This window comes from Streptomyces sp. NBC_00390, from assembly GCF_036057275.1.
GTDB lineage: Bacteria > Actinomycetota > Actinomycetes > Streptomycetales > Streptomycetaceae > Streptomyces.
In genome coordinates, this window is the sequence record NZ_CP107945.1 from 4580212 (window position 1) to 4596060 (window position 15849).

Annotated in this window: 16 protein-coding genes; 9 read left to right on the forward strand and 7 right to left on the reverse strand. The window is 72.0% G+C overall.

All coding sequences use genetic code 11. The features are described 5' to 3' along the window. Positions 1 to 17: 17 nt before the first annotated feature. Together OHS70_RS20105 and OHS70_RS20110 are read left to right on the forward strand one after the other, a co-directional pair. Positions 18 to 233: a hypothetical protein gene (locus OHS70_RS20105; RefSeq protein ID WP_328399173.1), complete on the forward strand. Its 216-nt coding sequence runs from the start codon at positions 18 to 20 to the stop codon at positions 231 to 233. After that, a complete protein-coding gene (locus tag OHS70_RS20110; RefSeq protein WP_328406203.1) occupies positions 230 to 448 on the forward strand; it encodes a hypothetical protein in 219 nt (72 codons plus the stop codon). Before OHS70_RS20105 ends, OHS70_RS20110 begins: the two co-directional genes overlap by 4 nt. A 6-nt stretch (positions 449 to 454) precedes the next feature. Here OHS70_RS20110 and OHS70_RS20115 read toward each other — a convergent pair whose 3' ends face one another. Continuing rightward, positions 455 to 2077 (reverse strand): serine hydrolase, encoded by a 1623-nt coding sequence (locus OHS70_RS20115; protein WP_443062627.1) that lies wholly within the window; start codon positions 2075 to 2077, stop codon positions 455 to 457. A gap of 114 nt (positions 2078 to 2191) precedes the next feature. Here OHS70_RS20115 and OHS70_RS20120 point away from each other — a divergent pair, with 114 nt between their 5' ends. Then, positions 2192 to 3664: an ABC transporter permease gene (locus OHS70_RS20120; protein WP_328399175.1), complete on the forward strand. Its 1473-nt coding sequence runs from the start codon at positions 2192 to 2194 to the stop codon at positions 3662 to 3664. A 43-nt stretch (positions 3665 to 3707) separates the two neighbouring features. Next, the gene (locus OHS70_RS20125; protein ID WP_328399176.1) at positions 3708 to 4406 is read left to right on the forward strand and encodes an ABC transporter ATP-binding protein; all 699 of its coding nucleotides are present in this window, start codon (positions 3708 to 3710) and stop codon (positions 4404 to 4406) included. Between the two features lie 328 nt (positions 4407 to 4734). On the opposite strand, the gene murQ is transcribed toward OHS70_RS20125, so the two are convergent. Together murQ and OHS70_RS20135 are read right to left on the reverse strand one after the other, a co-directional pair. Next, positions 4735 to 5667 carry an N-acetylmuramic acid 6-phosphate etherase gene (gene murQ, locus OHS70_RS20130; RefSeq protein WP_328399177.1) on the reverse strand — a complete coding sequence of 311 codons (933 nt, stop codon included), beginning with the start codon at positions 5665 to 5667 and terminating at the stop codon, positions 4735 to 4737. A gap of 39 nt (positions 5668 to 5706) precedes the next feature. Then, positions 5707 to 6624: a MurR/RpiR family transcriptional regulator gene (locus OHS70_RS20135; RefSeq protein WP_328399178.1), complete on the reverse strand. Its 918-nt coding sequence runs from the start codon at positions 6622 to 6624 to the stop codon at positions 5707 to 5709. 80 nt (positions 6625 to 6704) lie between these two features. Between OHS70_RS20135 and OHS70_RS20140 the strand changes: the two genes are divergently transcribed. Both OHS70_RS20140 and OHS70_RS20145 read left to right on the forward strand, forming a co-directional pair. Beyond that, positions 6705 to 7061: a hypothetical protein gene (locus OHS70_RS20140; protein ID WP_328399179.1), complete on the forward strand. Its 357-nt coding sequence runs from the start codon at positions 6705 to 6707 to the stop codon at positions 7059 to 7061. A 36-nt stretch (positions 7062 to 7097) separates the two neighbouring features. After that, positions 7098 to 7364 (forward strand): DUF4031 domain-containing protein, encoded by a 267-nt coding sequence (locus OHS70_RS20145; RefSeq protein WP_328399180.1) that lies wholly within the window; start codon positions 7098 to 7100, stop codon positions 7362 to 7364. A 15-nt stretch (positions 7365 to 7379) separates the two neighbouring features. On the opposite strand, the gene OHS70_RS20150 is transcribed toward OHS70_RS20145, so the two are convergent. Next, positions 7380 to 7982, reverse strand: coding sequence for a Uma2 family endonuclease (locus OHS70_RS20150; protein ID WP_328399181.1), 603 nt, complete (start codon positions 7980 to 7982; stop codon positions 7380 to 7382). Between the two features lie 191 nt (positions 7983 to 8173). Here OHS70_RS20150 and OHS70_RS20155 point away from each other — a divergent pair, with 191 nt between their 5' ends. Beyond that, positions 8174 to 8809 (forward strand): hypothetical protein, encoded by a 636-nt coding sequence (locus OHS70_RS20155; RefSeq protein WP_328399182.1) that lies wholly within the window; start codon positions 8174 to 8176, stop codon positions 8807 to 8809. Positions 8810 to 8841: 32 nt separating this feature from the next. On the opposite strand, the gene OHS70_RS20160 is transcribed toward OHS70_RS20155, so the two are convergent. Beyond that, positions 8842 to 9516 carry an HD domain-containing protein gene (locus tag OHS70_RS20160; RefSeq protein WP_328399183.1) on the reverse strand — a complete coding sequence of 225 codons (675 nt, stop codon included), beginning with the start codon at positions 9514 to 9516 and terminating at the stop codon, positions 8842 to 8844. Between the two features lie 105 nt (positions 9517 to 9621). Beyond that, entirely contained in the window at positions 9622 to 11904 is a 2283-nt protein-coding gene (locus OHS70_RS20165) for a heavy metal translocating P-type ATPase (protein WP_328399184.1), read from the reverse strand. Positions 11905 to 12113: 209 nt separating this feature from the next. On the opposite strand from OHS70_RS20165, the gene OHS70_RS20170 reads away from it, so the two are divergent. Next, on the forward strand, positions 12114 to 12812 hold the full coding sequence (locus tag OHS70_RS20170; RefSeq protein ID WP_328399185.1) for a copper homeostasis protein CutC: 699 nt from the start codon (positions 12114 to 12116) through the stop codon (positions 12810 to 12812). Positions 12813 to 13176: 364 nt separating this feature from the next. On the opposite strand, the gene OHS70_RS20175 is transcribed toward OHS70_RS20170, so the two are convergent. After that, on the reverse strand, positions 13177 to 15189 hold the full coding sequence (locus tag OHS70_RS20175) for a HelD family protein (protein ID WP_328405776.1): 2013 nt from the start codon (positions 15187 to 15189) through the stop codon (positions 13177 to 13179). A 393-nt stretch (positions 15190 to 15582) separates the two neighbouring features. Here OHS70_RS20175 and OHS70_RS20180 point away from each other — a divergent pair, with 393 nt between their 5' ends. Continuing rightward, entirely contained in the window at positions 15583 to 15777 is a 195-nt protein-coding gene (locus OHS70_RS20180) for a hypothetical protein (RefSeq protein WP_328399186.1), read from the forward strand. Positions 15778 to 15849 lie beyond the last annotated feature (72 nt).

The window sequence follows — 15849 nt, forward strand, 5'->3', positions numbered from 1 at the left end:
CGTGGAGGTTCCAGATCATGGTCGTGCGACCGGCGGAGCGGCTGCGGGCCGCCGAGGAAGTGTTGGCCCAGCTCAGGGACGGTCTCGATGTGGTGGCCGTGACGCTGCCCTCGCTCCGGGTCGACCTCGTGTCGCTGGCGAGCGATACGCCCTATCCGCTGGTCGACCTGGGGCGCTGCAACCTGGACACGGCGCTTCGGCTGGCCGCCGTCCTCCAGGGGCTCAGGCCGTGACGGCCGAGGGGCCCAGGACGGGCTCGTACGCCGTGGACCGCCGCGACGGGCGTGTGGGGCAGGTGATGGGACACGTCGGGACGTACATCCAACTTCGGCCGCCCGGCGGAGGGCTGGAGTGGGACTGTCCCGTCGAGGCGCTCCGGCCGGCGGGGCCGGGCGAGGTGCTGCGGGCGCGCGTACGGGAGATCAACGCGGAGGGTCGTCTGCCGTGAGACGCCCTATCCGCGGGTGAAGGTGCCGAGGCCGTTCCGGTCGAGACTCTCCACGCGCACCCGTGTGGCCTTGCCGTCGAGGTCGCCGGAGAAGGTCACGCCGGAGAGTCCGACCGCGTTCTCGCCGACGGTCCGGAAGCTGAAGGTGTCGCCGTCGTAGTGGGTGAGGCGGAACCGCATCCTGTCGGGGCCGAGTTGCAGGGTCAGTGCGCCGCCGGCGGCGGTGACCCGGAGCGGGCCGTAGTAGTCGTTGCGGTAGGTGCCGAGGTAGGCGCCTTCGGGCCTGGCAGGAGCCGGATCGGGCGGCGGTTCGGCATAGTCCGTGGGGGACCTGAGCTCTGCCTCCTCCTGCTCGTAGACCTTTCCGATCAGGGAGAGCCAGTCGGCGGTGGGTTTGCCGTACTGGGCTGTGTCGAAGAAGTTGAACGCGATGGAGTCGGCGAGGCCGACCGGCATCCCGTTGGTGAGGACGACGATGCCCAGCTGCTCGCTCGGCAGCAGGGTGACATTGGTGTTGGCGCCGAGCGCGAACGCGCCGGAGTGGCTGAGGCGCAGCCTGCCCTGGTCGTCGTAGCTGACGTTCCAGCCCAGTCCGTAGAAGCCGGTCCGGCCGGTGGGGGTGGCCGGGGGCTGGGAGACGATCTCGGGCAGGTGGGTGCGTTCGAGGGGCGCGGCGGGGATGATCTGCTTGCCGTCGAGCTTGCCGTTCGCGAGCTGGAGACGTACCCAGCGGGCCATGTCCTCGGCGGTGGAGCTGACTCCGCCGGCGGGGGACTGGGCGTCGGCGTCCCGTACGTACTTCGCGGCCCAGGTGCCGTCGCCGGTCTCGACGTGAGTGACCGCCCTGTTGGCGGCCTTCTCGTAGTCGGCGAAGCGCGAACTGGTGGAGTTCATGCCGGCAGGGCCGTACAGGCTGTCCTCGGCGAGCTTCTCCCAGGTGGTGTCCTTGGCGTCGGCGACCGCCTCGGCTGCGGCGGTGACACCGTAGTTGGTGTACGCATAGCTCGCGCGGAACGGGGTCAGCGGTTCGAGGCGCAGGTGACCGAGGATGTAGTCCCGGTCGTAGCCGAGGTCTTCGAGCAGGTCGCCCGCGTGGTCGGGCAGACCGCTGCGGTGCGAGAAGAGGTCGGCGACGGTGACGTGTTCGGTGACCCAGCGGTCCTTCAGCGCGAAGCCGGGCAGATGCTCGGTGACCGGTTCGTCCCAGGTGACGGCCTTGTCGCCCACGGCGTCGGCGACGACGGTGGAGGCGAGGGGCTTGGAGAGGGACGCGAGCTGGAAGACGGTGTCCGGCTCGACGGCGCCGGGCTTGCCGACCTGGCGTTCGCCGAAGCCCTTGAGGTACACCACGCGGTCCTTGTGCACGACGGCCACGGCGACGCCCGGTACGCCGGTCTTGCGCATGCCGTCCCGGACGATGCCGTCGAGCTTGGCAACGGCGTTGTCGACCTGGGCCTCTTTGAGCTGGGGCGGGGGCTGCGGGGGCGGCTGCCGTGTGGCCGTCGGGGGCGCTTCGGCGGGTGCCGCGGCGGTGGCGGTCGTGGCACATGTGGCCGCGAGCAGGAAGGCCAGGCCCGCTGCGGACACGGCTCTGCTTCGGTGGCGTCCCGCGCGTCGCCGGAGACCCATGTCGTCCATTGAACCGCTGGGCCGGGTGTTTGTCGCACGGAGCGTGTCGCCGTTCTCATGCGGCTCTCATGGCAGGCTTAACTCCCCATCACCTCGCGTACCTACGTTCGCGCCATGTTCTTCACCTACCTCCGGCGCGAACTGCGCCGCCGCAGAAAGGCGGCGCTCGTCGTCGCCTCGGGGCTCGCCCTCGGGATCGCGCTGGTCATCGTGGTCAACTCGGTGTCGTCCGGGATGAACCGCGCTCAGGACAAGGTCCTGGAATCGCTGTACGGACTCGGCACGGACATGACCGTGACCAAGGCGGCGTCGCCGCCGGGCGAGGGGGAGACGGCGCGGCGCCCGCGGTTCGAGTTCGACGCCAAGGACAACGACGACGACGCCGAGCAGAGCCAGGACCTGGTGATGGTCCAGGGGTTCGAGACGCTGGCGGCCTCGACGGTGGACAAGGTCGGCAAGCAGGACGGGGTCGCGGACGCGGTCGGCGGGCTGAGCCTGCGCGTGATGAAGGTCAACGGGCAGTTCAAGCGGGGCGAGGCGCAGGTGATGCCGGCGCAGCCGGGCGGTTCCGGCAGAGGGACCGGCGGGAGCGGCGGCGGGGCCGTGCGCGGGGGCGGGGCGGCGTTCGACGTCGACTCGTACACCGTGTACGGAACGGATGTCTCGCATCAGGGGCTCGGCCCGCTGACGTCCTCGAAGATCACCTCGGGGCGGACGTTCAAGGAGAGCGAGAGCGACGCCAAGGTGGCCGTGGCCGACAGTGCGTACGCCAAGGAGAAGAAGCTCGCGGTCGGCGACAAGCTCACCGTCTCCGGGACGAAGTACGAGATCGTCGGCATCGCGACGGCGGACAGCGGGGACGCGGCGGCCAATGTCTATCTGCCGCTGAAGCAGGCGCAGACGCTCGCCGACGCGAAGAACAAGGTGACGACGGTCTATGTGCAGGCGTCCGACTCGCAGCGGATCGACGGCGTCAAGCAGACCATCCGGAAGAACATCCCAGGGACGACGGTGACGACGTCCGCGGACCTCGCCGAAACGGTCTCCGGATCCCTGTCGACCGCGTCCGACCTGGCGTCGGGTGTCGGCAGGTGGCTGTCGATCGTGGTGCTGGCGGCGGCGTTCCTGGTGGCGGGGCTGCTGACGTCGGCGGCGGTGAGCCGGCGGGTGCGGGAGTTCGGCACGCTCAAGGCGCTGGGCTGGAAGAGCGGCCGGGTCACCCGCCAGGTCGCCGGTGAGGCACTGGTCAACGGGCTGGTCGGCGGGGCGCTCGGGATCGGTCTGGGGCTGGCGGGGGCGTGGCTGATCACGACGTTCAGCCCGACGCTGACCGCGGAACTGGGCGGCGGGCTCGGCGGTGGCGGCGCGGCGGGCGGCGGCCGGGTCGCCTTCGGTGGCGGCCCGGGCGGGCCCGGCCAGGAGACGGCGGGCCGCGCCCTGGACATCGCGCTGAGCGCGCCGGTCTCGCTCATGACCATCGCACTGGCGGTCGCGCTCGCCGTGGCGGGCGGGCTGGTGGCGGGCGGTTTCGGCGGGTGGCGTGCGTCGCGGCTGCGGCCGGCGGATGCGCTGCGCCGCGTCGAGTAGCCGACGCACTCACGTACTCACTCACGTACAACAGGAGTTGAAGATGTATGAGCTCAGTGGCGTCACCAAGCGCTACCGGCGGGGCAAGGAGTCGGTGACCGCGCTGGACGGCGTGGACCTGACGATCGAGGACGGCGGGCGGCTGGTGATCCAGGGCCCGACAGGCGGCGGCAAGTCGACGCTGCTCCAGATGCTGGGCGGGCTGGACCGGCCGACGCAGGGGAGCGTCGTCCTGGACGGGACGGATCTCGCGACGCTGCCGGAGGCGAGGCTCACGAGGGTCCGGGCGGAGAAGATCGGCTTCGTGTTCCAGAGCTTCAACCTGATCCCGACACTGACGGCGCAGGAGAACGTCGAGACGGCGCTCGTGCCGCTGGGGCTGCGGGCCAAGGAGCGGCGTTCCCGGGCGGCGGAGGCGCTGGGGTCGGTGGGCCTGGGAGAGCGCGGAGGCCATCTGCCCGGCGAGCTGTCGGGCGGGCAGCAGCAGCGGGTGGCGATCGCGCGGGCACTGGTGAAGAGGCCGGCGGTGCTGCTGGCGGACGAGCCGACGGGGAACCTCGACGAGTCGATGCGGGACGAGGTGATGGAGGTGCTGGAGGGGTTGTGGCGGGAGCACGCGTTCACGTTCGTGCTGGTCACGCATGATTCGACGCTGGCGCGGAAGGCGACGAGGCTGGCGACGATCAAGAAGGGGCGGGTGTCGGTGACGGAGGGAGCGGGAGCGGGGGCGGGGGCGGCGTAGCCGCCGTGGTCCGGGTGGGAGCGGGGGGCGTGCGCTGCCGGGGGCACGTCCCCCGGCCCCGTGCCTGGCCCGGACCGAGGGCGCCGCGCCTCTGAAGGGCTTTGCACCGGACCTCGCGTCTCGATCCCCCCGGACTCCGTCCGGGAACCCCCAGCCGCTGCATTGCTCGCCCGCACCCCCGACCACCACCCCAGGGCGGCCTGCATCCCCCTCCGCCCTGCCCGGACCCGGGCGCGGCGCCGCTGCGGGGCTCCGCCCCGGACCCCGCGTACGGCGGAGCGGGCGGCATGCGGGCCGGGGCCCGCCCCGCGGGGGTAGCCGCCCCCTGTCAGGCCTGGCCCGACGCCGTCAGTGCCGCGCGCAGGTGGCCCGCGCTCTCCTTCAGCAGGCGCGACGCCGTCTCCGCGTCCACCCCGGCCAGCAGCGTCAGGATCGCGTTCTTGACCTCGCCGTCCGTCGCGGCCAGTGCCGATTCGATCTCCGCGTCCGTCGCGCCCGTCGCCAGCGACACGATGTGGCGGGAGCGGGCGCGCAGCTTGTCGTTGGAGGCGCGGACGTCGACCATCAGGTTTCCGTACGTCTTGCCGAGGCGGATCATCGTGATCGTCGAGATCATGTTGAGGACCAGCTTCTGTGCCGTCCCCGCCTTCAACCGGGTGGATCCGGTGAGCAGTTCGGGGCCGACGACCACCTCGATGGGGTGGTCCGCCGCCGCGCCCAGCGCACTGTCCGCGTTGCAGGACAGCCCGATCGTCAGCGCGCCCAGCGCACGGGCGTGCTCCACCGCGCCGATGGCGTACGGCGTGCGGCCCGACGCCGAGATGCCGAGCACGGTGTCGTCCGCCGTGAGCTTCAGCTCGTCCAGGTCCGCCGCCGCCAGCTCCTTGCTGTCCTCCGCGCCCTCGGACGCCTTGACCATGGCCGTCGGGCCGCCCGCGATCAGGCCGACGACCTCCGACGGGTCGGTGTTGAACGTGGGCGGGCACTCGCTCGCGTCCAGCACGCCCAGGCGGCCCGCCGTGCCCGCGCCCGCGTAGATCAGCCGGCCACCGCGGGACATGCGCTCGGCGGTCCCGTCGATCGCGGCGGCGATGGCGGGAAGCTGCGCGGCCACCGAGGCGGGCACGGTCGCGTCCTCGGCGTTCATGATCCGTGCGATCTCGAGCGTCGGGAGCCGGTCGATGTCGGCGAGCTCGGGACGGAACGCCTCGGTGGTGAGGGCGGCCAGCTGGGCGCGGAGTTCGTCGTACCTGGAGGGCATGTGGGGCGGCTCTGCTTTCTCGGTCCGGGTGCGGAGGATTCAGCGCGTGCGCGGGCTGTGGCGGTGCGCCAGAGCCTCGTACGACGCGGCGAGGGCGGGGGCCGCCGTCTCGTACGTACGCTGTGCCACGCCTATGAACAGGCAGTCCACAACGAGCAGTTGGCTGGTGCGCGAGGACATCGCCGCCGGCCGCAGCTCGCTCTCGCGGGCGGTGGAGGTGGTCAGTACATGGTCGGCGTACTGCGTCACGGGGCCGTCCGGGCGGCCGGTGATCGCGACCGTCGTCGCCCCCCGGTCGAAGGCGACCCGCAGCGGCTCGATCACGTCGCCGGTGGAGCCGGAGTGGGTGATCGCGATGGCGACGTCGCCGGAACGGAGCTGCACCGCATTCGTCACGGCGAGGTGCGGGTCGGTGTGGGCGTGCGCGATCAGTCCGATGCGCAGGAGTTTCTGGGCGAGGTCCAGGCCGACCAGGGAGGACGCACCCACCCCGTAGATGTCGATGCGGCGTGCGGTCGACGCGGCGGCGACGGCCGCGCCGAGCTGCACGGTGTCCAGACCGGCGGCGGTGTCGGCGAGGGTCTGCTGCTCGTCGTACGCCAGCTTGGTGACGACGTCGGCGATCGGGTCGTCGACCGCGACGTCCGCCGTGACGGACGGGGCGCGGCCGGACTGCTGGTGGGCGGCGAGACCGGCGAGCGCCAGGCGCAGGTCGCGGTAGCCGGGATAGCCGAGCAGCCGGGCGGTGCGGACCACGGTCGCCTCGCTGGTGCCCGTGAGCTCGGCGAGACCGGTGACCGTGAGGGCCGCGCAGCCTGCCGGGTCGTCGGCGACGGCTTCGGCGACCCGCTGCATGGAGCGGGTCATGGACGGCGAGAGCGTGCGCACCTTGGCCGCGAGGGCTGCGGGGGCCGGTGGTGCCTCCCCTTTGAAAATTTCCTTCACTGGATTGGTCACATCTGAAAGATATTTTCGAATTTCGGGTGCCGTCAAGACCCCCTGGTCCTGGAGACGCGGTCCCGGGTGACAATGGCTTCATGGACGGCACGAAATCCCTCGAGCAGGCCCTGCATGCCGCACGTGCGCTGGTGCTCGCCGATCTGGCCGCCCGTGACGTGGCCGAGGCCGATGTCGTCTCCCTCGTCGAGGACGCGGTGGCACACCGCCGTTGGTGGGTCGAGCAGTGGCCCGAGGGCATCGAGTACGTCGCCGGCCTGATCGCCCAGGACGTCCAGGACGCTCTGCTGGAGCGGTACGGGCGGTGGCCGCTGTGCCCGGTGTGCGACGCGGGCGACCCGCACGCGCTCGACGTGGAACCTGAGCTGGGGCCGGACCCGCACTGGGTGTGCGGCAAGGCGGGTGTGGTCGTGGCGCCCGTCGGGGCACTGTGGTGACGGCGGGCGGGGCGGCATGAGCGGCGGCGGACCGCGGTGACGGTCTATATCGACCCGCCGACCTGGCCGGGGCACGGTCGCATGTGGTCCCACATGGTCAGCGATGTGTCGTTCGAGGAGCTGCACGCGTTCGCGGCGGGGATCGGCTGCCCGCCGCGCGCCTTCGAACGCGACCACTACGACGTCCCGTCGCACAGGTACGGGGACGCGGTGGCGGCGGGCGCGGTCGAGATCGGCTCCAAGGAGCTCGTACGCCGTATCACGGTCGCGGGGCTTCGCAGGCCCAAGAACCGTCCCGCGTAAGAGGCGTCGCGGTGATCAGCCCGGGAACGCCGAGGTGTCCAGAACGGCGTCGAACGGCTCGGGCAGCTTGACCTGATCACCGAACGGCACCCGCTCGGCGTGCTTGTACGCACCGTTCTGCGGCTGGGTGAACAGAGTCGCCGTGGGGCCGTGCTCGTCGAACCGGTCGATCAGCAGGTACGTGGGCACGGGCGCGTGCGCGTAGGCCCAGAGCTTCTTGGTCCGATCGTCCTTGGCGTTGCTCTTCGACGTGATCTCGACGACGAGCAGCGCCTCTGCCGCGTCCACCGGGTCGTTCGTCTCCGGTGCGACGGCGGCGATCACCTCTGTCGGCATCACGACCAGGTCAGGTACATAGAGCTTGTCGAGCGGCGCGATGTGGATGCCGAGCGTCTGATACACCTCGAGTTCGTCGGGCAGGCTCCGGTAGAGCACTCGCTGCACCTTGGCGGCGATGCCGTTGTGGTGCGCATGGGGCGGTGGTACCAAGACGATCTGCCCTTCGTCGATCTCCGCGCGCCACCCCTCGGGCACGTCCAGCTCGCGCCATGCCTGCAGGAGGTCGTCCCACTGGCGGCGGCGAGGCGTCTGGGCGTTCTCGGCCATCGCGGCGGTCATCGCGACTCCCTTCTCCGGTGGCCCGACGGGTCGAGCGTAGATCGACAGCTCTGCGGTGTTCAGCCGCTCTCGTCAGCGTCCCACGATCGAGGGACCGGCGCACGGACTCCCGCCTCCCCGTCACGCGGGCCTCTGGGGCGGGCGAGGGGGCGCAGGCCCAAGCGCAGGACCACTCCGTAGAGTTGGCATTCATGGGTGTGGACATACACGGTGAGATCGAGTGCCGGCTGTGGGGCAAGGAGCGGTGGGCGCCGGCCGACAGGGAGTGGTCGCCGAGCCTCGGGCTGCACGAACTGCGCACCGGCCGTGGCGACCAGATGTCGTGGGACTGCCTCTTCGGGTACTCCGGCGGAGAGATCGTGCCCCTGTTCGACCAGCGCGGGCTGCCGGACGACGTGTGCGAGTGGGTGCGTACGTCGGCCGAGGACGGCGGAGGGCACAGTGCTTCGTACGCCACCTGGGCGGAGCTGGACGCCGTCGACCTGGACCGGCCGTGCACGGTGGACGGACGGGCGTCGTACAACCAGGTGGAGCAGTGGGCCGGACAGCCGGACGGCACCCTCGCCTTCGAGGGCTTCGTGCCGTTGCCGGGTGACGCGTGGGATGTGGCGGGCGAGCTGTTCGGCGACGACCGGGACAGCCCCCGCGACTGGCCGGAGGGTGCCGAGGTGGCGGTCGGCGAACACGTCTACCGCCCGGTCGTCTTCACCCCGCGCAAGCTCCTCTTCGTCGACTCGGCGAAGTGGGAGCCGGTGTTCTCGGTCATGCGTACGCTCGCCGGGCTTCACGGCGACGACCACGTCCGCCTGGTCGTCTACTTCTGCTGACGCGCCCCGGGGCACGTGGGCCGGGGGACCGGTCAGGACGTGAGCTGTGCCAGCTCCGCCTCGAGGTTGGCGCGGGCCCGCGTCTCCCACTCCCGCTCGCCGTACGGGGTGTGGAACAGCCGGGGCAGCTCCAGCAGTTGGCGCAGCACCGCGGCACGCCCCGCGCGGAAGGCGTCCTCGGGGACGAAGCCGTACTCCTCGCGGACCGCCGCGGTGTAGGCGGCGTACGGCTCCGGGGGCGCCGCGAGGATCGCCAGGTCCGCGTCGCACAGGACCTGGCCGTTGGTGTCGTCGCGGGCCGGGGCATGCGTGACCGTGAGGCGGACCAGCCGGGCGACCTCTGCCGTGGCGGCCGGACTCAGTCCGGCCTCCGGGAGGCCGCGCTCGGCGAGGCGGGCCGAGCGTTCCTCGTTCTCCGAGCGGTCGGGGAGGTAGACCGCGTCGTGGAACCAGGCCGCGAGGCGGACCAGATCGGGGTCGGCGGCGTGGGGGGCCAGTGCGTCGATGTGGTCGAGGACCGCGATCAGGTGGTCCGTGGTGTGGTAGCGCCGCTGCGGCTCGGCCCAGCGGGCCAGCAGGTTGTCGGCGTACGGCAGTGGATCGGGCGCGTCCGAAGTCCCCGCACGGGCTGCGGTCAGGGACCGCGCCCAGCGGGCGCGGAGGTCCGCGGAGCGGTCGTGGTCTGCGGAGGGGGCGCGGTCCGTCATGACGCGACTCTAGAGGGACGGCTCCACGCTGCGCACGGTCCGGGATGCCGCCTGCCGCGGGGGTGCCGTCCCGCCGTCCCCGGACACACCGGGCCGCGCCGCGCGTCAGGCGGTGGCTTTGAAACCCCGCAGCCGCAACGAGTTTCCGACCACGAAGACCGACGAGAACGCCATGGCCGCACCAGCGATCATCGGGTTGAGCAGGCCCGCCGCGGCGAGTGGGAGTGCCGCCACGTTGTAGGCGAAGGCCCAGAACAGGTTCGAGCGGATCGTGCCGAGCGTGCTGCGCGCCAGCCGGATCGCGTCCGCGGCCGCCCGCAGATCACCGCGTACGAGCGTGAGGTCACCGGCTTCGATCGCGGCGTCCGTGCCCGTACCCATCGCCAGGCCGAGATCGGCCTGGGCGAGCGCGGCGGCGTCGTTGACACCGTCGCCGACCATGGCGACGCTGCGGCCCTCGGACTGGAGCTTCTTGATCACGTCGACCTTGTCCTCGGGCAGGACCTCGGCGATCACGTCCTCGGCGGCGATGCCGACCTCGGCCGCGACGGCCTCGGCGACCGCCCGGTTGTCGCCGGTCAGCAAGATCGGGGCGAGCCCCAGCGAGCGCAGCCGCCGGATCGCCTCGGGGCTGGTCTCCTTGACCGCGTCGGCGATCTCGAGGAGGGCGCGCGCCCGGCCGTCCCAGGCCACGATCACCGCCGTACGTCCCGCGGCCTCGGCCTGCGCCTTGGCGCGTGCGAGATCGGCGGGCAGGTCCAACTCCCTGCCCTGGCCTTCGGCATGGGGGACCCCGGCGAGCAGCTGTTCACGGCCGACGACGACCGTGTGGCCCTCGACCACGCCTCGGACGCCGAGCCCGGGCACGTTCACGAAGTCCTCGGGCACGGGCAGCGGGCCGGCCTTCTCGGCCGCACACGCCGCGACGGCCCGGGCGATCGGATGCTCGGACGCGTGCTCCAACGCGCCTGCCAGCCGCAGTACTTCGGTCTCCGACTCGTGCGGCGCATGCACGGCGAGCAGGGTCATCCGGCCGGTGGTGACGGTGCCGGTCTTGTCGAGGACGACCGTGTCGACCTTGCGGGTGCTCTCCAGGACCTCCGGGCCCTTGATCAGAATCCCCAGTTGGGCGCCGCGTCCGGTGCCGACCAGGAGGGCGGTCGGGGTGGCAAGGCCCAGGGCGCACGGGCAGGCGATGATCAGTACGGCGACGGCGGCGGTGAACGCGGCCGTCCAGCCCTCGCCGAGCGCCCACCACACGCCGAGGGTGGCGAGCGCGAGGACGAGCACCACGGGTACGAACACGGCGGAGATGCGGTCCGCGAGTCGCTGGGCTGCGGCCTTGCCGTTCTGGGCGTCCTCGACCAGCCTGGCCATCCGGGCGAGTTGGGTGTCGGACCCGACGCGGGTGGCCTCGACGACGAGACGGCCGCCGGCGTTCAGGGTGGCGCCGGTGACGAAGCCGCCGACGGTGACCTCGACGGGGACGGACTCGCCGGTCAGCGTCGAGGTGTCGACGGCGGACGTGCCCTCGACGACGGTGCCGTCGGTGGCGATCTTCTCGCCGGGGCGGACCAGGAAGCGGTCGCCGACGGCGAGCCGGGCCGTGGGCACGGTGACTTCCCGGCCGTCGGAGGCGATGACGGTGACTTCCTTGGCGCCGAGTTCGAGCAGCGCCCGCAGTGCGGCGCCCGCCGAGCGTTTGGAGCGGGCCTCGAAGTACCGCCCGGCGAGGATGAAGGCGGTGACGCCGGCCGCGGCCTCCAGGTAGATGCTGCTCGCGCCGTCGCTGCGGCTGATCGTGAACTCGAAGGGGTGGGTCATGCCGGGCGTACCGGCGTGACCGAAGAACAGGGCCCACAGGGACCAGAGGAACGCGGCCGAGGTGCCGAGCGAGATGAGGGTGTCCATGGTGGCCGCGCCATGGCGGGCATTGGTGAACGCGGCGCGGTGGAAGGGCCAGGCGGCGTAGGTGACGACCGGGGCGGCGAGGGTGAGACTCAGCCACTGCCAGTACGGGAACTGGAGCGCGGGGATCATGGCCATGGCGACGACGGGGACGGCGAGGACGACGGCCGTGACGAGTCGCTCGCGCAGCGGGCGGAGCTCGTCGGGCTCCGCGGGTGCGGTGCCTTCGGGCTCCGGGGGCTCCGGGGGTGCGGGCTCGGCCGCCGAGTAGCCGGTGGCCTCGACGGTGGCGATGAGATCGGCCACACCGACCAGGCCGGTGAAGGCCACCTTCGCCTTCTCGGTGGCGTAGTTCACCGTCGCCGTGACGCCGTCCATGCGATTGAGCTTCTTCTCGATGCGGGCGGCGCAGGAGGCGCAGGTCATGCCGCCGATGGCCAGCTCGATCTCGCGGGGGGCGGTGACGGAAGGGTGGGGCATGGGTCCGAGCCTCCTGCGCGGTCCTGAGGGCTCATACCCCTCGGAGGTACGACTTTCACTTCACCATATACCCCCCACCCGTATAAACCCCAAGGGTGGGGTGTGAAGCCAGGCCGGTTCCTGCGGCTGTCAATGCGTGGCCCGGGCATTAGGCTGGACTATTGGACTAGACCTGTCGCTGTAGCCGGCTACCTGGAGGAACAGGCCCCATGAGCAACCGAGCACTGCTGGAGGTGATCGCCCTCGACGCCGAGGACGCGGTCGCAGCCCGGACCGGAGGGGCCGACCGGCTGGAGCTGGTCACCGACATGGCCGCGGACGGGCTGACCCCGTCACGCGAGACGTACGCGAGGATCCGCGCGGCCGTCGACATCCCGCTGCGCGTGATGCTGCGTCTCGCCGACGGCTTCCTTGCGGGCACCCCGGCGGATGCGGACGCCCTGGTGCAGGTGACGCAGGGGCTACGGGCGGAGGGCGCGGACGAGTTCGTGCTCGGCTTCCTGGACGAGACGGGCGATCCGGACCTGGTCACGGTGGAGCGCCTGAGGGCGGCGCTGGACGGATGCCGCTGGACGTTCCACCGGGCCATCGACCACGCCGCGGACCGCGACTCCCTGCGCAAGCAGCTCGCGGACCTGCCGGGCCTGGACACGTACCTGACGGCCGGCTCCCCGACGGGTGTCGACGACGGACTGCCGACGCTCCTCGCGGAAGCGGCACGCGGCGGCGAACCGGGCTACGAGCCCCGTCTGCTGGTCGGCGGCGGCCTGCGCCTGGACCATGTGCCCGCCCTGCGCACGGCGGGCGTCGACGCCTTCCACATCGGCGGCGCGGCGAGGCCGGGCGGATGGGACGGGCCGGTCGCCGCGGACGCGGTGCGCCAGTGGCGGGCGGCGCTGGACGCGTGACGCCGACAGGCGTCGTAAGCGAACTCCTCTGACACCCGGGAATCCGGCAGCCGGTTGCCTCGCACGCACGTGACGCGCATGCGAGGCACCGGATGTGTGCCGGAGCGATCGAAGGGGCGGACCGTCCCTCCGGCCGGACCTGAATCCGCCGGCCGGGCCACCGACCCCGGATGGTGATGCGATTCAGCCCTGCGCGCCCTTGCGCGCAGCTGCCGCACGCCCGAATGCGTGCCCGGCGGGTGACGGCCGCGACGGCATCACCGGGACCGAGCGCATACCGGTGCGGACACGGGTCGGCGGGCCGAAGGAGCTGTTGCTCCATGACCGCCCGGCCCACGGGCAATTCCGGTTGGAGGCAGGTGCGTCAAACGGGTTCGCCGTCAAAGAGCTGGACCGGCAGCGGCGCACCGTGAACGACCGTCAGGCCCGACACCGCCCTCGTCAGCGCCACATACAGGCGACGCAGGCCCGTCCTCTCGTCCGGTTCCGCCGCCACCACCGACGCCGGGTCGTCCAGGACCACGTAGTCGTACTCCAGGCCCTTCGCCAGCGACGCCGGGACCAGGGTGAGGCGGGCGTCCGGCGTGGTCTCCTCGCCGGGGGACAGGTATCCGATGCCCGCCGCCAGCAGCGCATCCGCGAGCGCCGGGACGCGCTCGTCCGCCGCGATCAGGCCGATCGAGCCCTCGTGCCGCAGCGACTCCACGCACGCCGCGATCACATCCGCGTCCAGGTCGGCCGACCCCCGTACCGACAGCGACCCCGGCGACTCACGCACCGAGTGGACCTCGGCCAGCCCCGGCGACATGTGCGGAAGCAGGCGGGAGGCGTACGAGATGACCTGCCGGGGGACGCGGAAGCCCGCCGTCAGCTCCTCCACCGCCGCGTCCGGCTTGCCCAGGTGGGACAGGGCTTCCTGCCAACTGCCCGTCGCCCAGGGCGTCGTCCCCTGCGCAAGGTCGCCGAGCACCGTCGCCGAACCCGTCGTGCAGCGCCGGCCCACCGCGCGGTACTGCATCGGCGACAGGTCCTGCGCCTCGTCGAGCACGACATGGCCGAGCGACTGCGTCCGCTGCACCAGATCGGTCGCCTCGTCGATCAACACCGCGTCCGCCGCGGACCACTTCACGGACTTCACGCTCCGCGCCGGCTTTTGCCACAGGATCGTGGCCTGTTCCTCGGCGGTGAGGATCCCGTCCGCATGCGCCGCCAGGAACTCGGCGTCGGACAGCAGCCGCAGCACCAGCTTCGCCGGATCGACCGCCGGCCACACCGCCTTGACCGCCGCCTTCACCGCCGCGTTGCGCGCCACCGCGTCCTGGACCCGGTCGTCCGGCGCCTCGCCCGCCTGTTCCATGCGCACGAGCACCGTGTGTGCGATCCGCTGCGGAAGGGCGTCGCGCGCGGCGCCGTAGCGGATGTCGCGGTCCAGCAGTTCCTGGACGATCTCCTCGAGTTCGTACGCCGGCACCCGCCACCGCCGCGAGCCCCGTACGACCACCACCGGCTCGGCCGGCATCGTGACGTGCGAGCGAAGAGCCCGGCGCAGCACCTGCGCCATCCTCGCGTCGCCCTTCACCACGGCCGCCGCCGCCACGTCCGTGCCGCGCACCTCCACATGCGCCACCAGGTCGTCGACCGTCGCCTGCTTCACCTCCAGTTCGCCGAGCGCCGGCAGGACCTGCTCGATGTAGTGCAGGAAGGAACGGTTCGGGCCGATGACGAGCGTGCCCGTGCGGGCGAGGCGCTCCCGGTGGGCGTAGAGAAGATAGGCGACCCGGTGCAGGCCGACGGCCGTCTTGCCGGTGCCGGGGCCTCCCTGCACACACACAGTGCCGGACAGGCCGCTGCGGACGATCTCGTCCTGCTCCGGCTGGATCGTCGCGACGATGTCCCGCATGGGGCCCACGCGCGGCCGCTCGATCTCCGCCTGGAGGAGCTTCGACGTCTGCTCGGCCTCGCCCGGGTCGGTCAGGTGCTCGTCCTCGTACGCCGTGAGATCCCCGCCCGTGTAGCCGAAGCGGCGCCGCAGGCCGACGTCCTGCGGATCCTTGCGTGACGCCCGGTAGAAGGGCTGCGAGACCGGCGCACGCCAGTCGATGACCATCGGGTCGCCGTCCGCGTCATGGACGTGCCGGCGGCCGATGTAGAAGCGCTGCCCCTCCTGCGTGGTGTGCAGATAGTCGAGGCGGCCGAAGAAGAGCGGGGTGTGGGACAGATCGGCGAGCGCCTTGATGCGCTCCTCGATCTGGGCCTCGAGAACCCTGGCGTTGACCCAGTTCGCGGTGACGTCCTTGATGTCGAGCGCCTCGACGTCCTCGCGCATCGCGCGCAGCGCGGCCCGCGATGCGGCGAGATGGGCGCGCTCACGGCCCAGCGGATCGGCGGAATCGAGTGAATCGACGGGAACGCCGCCGCGGGCGGGGGCGGAAACGTCCGGTACAGGGGCGTGCGCGGGCACGGGTTTGCCTCCGGCTGGTGATGCGGGAAACACGACATGGCGAGCCGGCCGGTTTCCGTCCGGGCGGCGGCGCTCCTCGATGTCGGTCGGAGGAGGCGGGGAAGCCCGCGAGTCTAGTCAGCCTCTCGGCACCGGCGCGAACGGTTTTCCACGCGTCCGGCCGTGGGTCCGGCCTCGGGGGTGACCCGGGGGTCCGCCGCAGGGCCTATCCCGTAGGGGGCGGTCTCTGTCTGGAGTCGTACGCGCACCCTCCCGGGATTCAGCCCACAGCCCGATGCCCGGCGGGTGGCGGAAAACCATCATGGAGTCATGAGCGCAGCAACCCTCCATCCCACAGTCCGCGTCCCCCACCCACGCGACGGCGCGACCGCCACCGGCGCCGCGCGGCACTCCTCGCACCGGGTCGGCAACGCACTGCGTGCCGTCAAGGTCTACGCCGAGGCCGTGTTCAGCGTCGCCGTCCTCGGTGAGTACGCCGAGGAAGCCGGCGTCCGCCGCCGCTGAGACAGGCCCCCGAGACAACCCGGGTACCTCGAACGTCGCCGGTCGGGACCGCCGCCGCGCCGCGGGCCGCGC

What these genes read in the sequence shown, in the direction of transcription:
- OHS70_RS20105 (WP_328399173.1), top strand. Translation starts at nt 18, where the DNA reads ATGGTCGTGCGACCGGCGGAGCGGCTGCGGGCCGCCGAGGAAGTGTTG.
- OHS70_RS20115 (WP_443062627.1), bottom strand. Translation starts at nt 2,077, where the DNA reads ATGGGTCTCCGGCGACGCGCGGGACGCCACCGAAGCAGAGCCGTGTCC.
- OHS70_RS20120 (WP_328399175.1), top strand. Translation starts at nt 2,192, where the DNA reads ATGTTCTTCACCTACCTCCGGCGCGAACTGCGCCGCCGCAGAAAGGCG.
- OHS70_RS20125 (WP_328399176.1), top strand. Translation starts at nt 3,708, where the DNA reads ATGTATGAGCTCAGTGGCGTCACCAAGCGCTACCGGCGGGGCAAGGAG.
- murQ (WP_328399177.1), bottom strand. Translation starts at nt 5,667, where the DNA reads ATGCCCTCCAGGTACGACGAACTCCGCGCCCAGCTGGCCGCCCTCACC.
- OHS70_RS20140 (WP_328399179.1), top strand. Translation starts at nt 6,705, where the DNA reads ATGGACGGCACGAAATCCCTCGAGCAGGCCCTGCATGCCGCACGTGCG.
- OHS70_RS20150 (WP_328399181.1), bottom strand. Translation starts at nt 7,982, where the DNA reads ATGACCGCCGCGATGGCCGAGAACGCCCAGACGCCTCGCCGCCGCCAG.
- OHS70_RS20155 (WP_328399182.1), top strand. Translation starts at nt 8,174, where the DNA reads ATGGGTGTGGACATACACGGTGAGATCGAGTGCCGGCTGTGGGGCAAG.
- OHS70_RS20160 (WP_328399183.1), bottom strand. Translation starts at nt 9,516, where the DNA reads ATGACGGACCGCGCCCCCTCCGCAGACCACGACCGCTCCGCGGACCTC.
- OHS70_RS20165 (WP_328399184.1), bottom strand. Translation starts at nt 11,904, where the DNA reads ATGCCCCACCCTTCCGTCACCGCCCCCCGCGAGATCGAGCTGGCCATC.
- OHS70_RS20170 (WP_328399185.1), top strand. Translation starts at nt 12,114, where the DNA reads ATGAGCAACCGAGCACTGCTGGAGGTGATCGCCCTCGACGCCGAGGAC.
- OHS70_RS20180 (WP_328399186.1), top strand. Translation starts at nt 15,583, where the DNA reads ATGAGCGCAGCAACCCTCCATCCCACAGTCCGCGTCCCCCACCCACGC.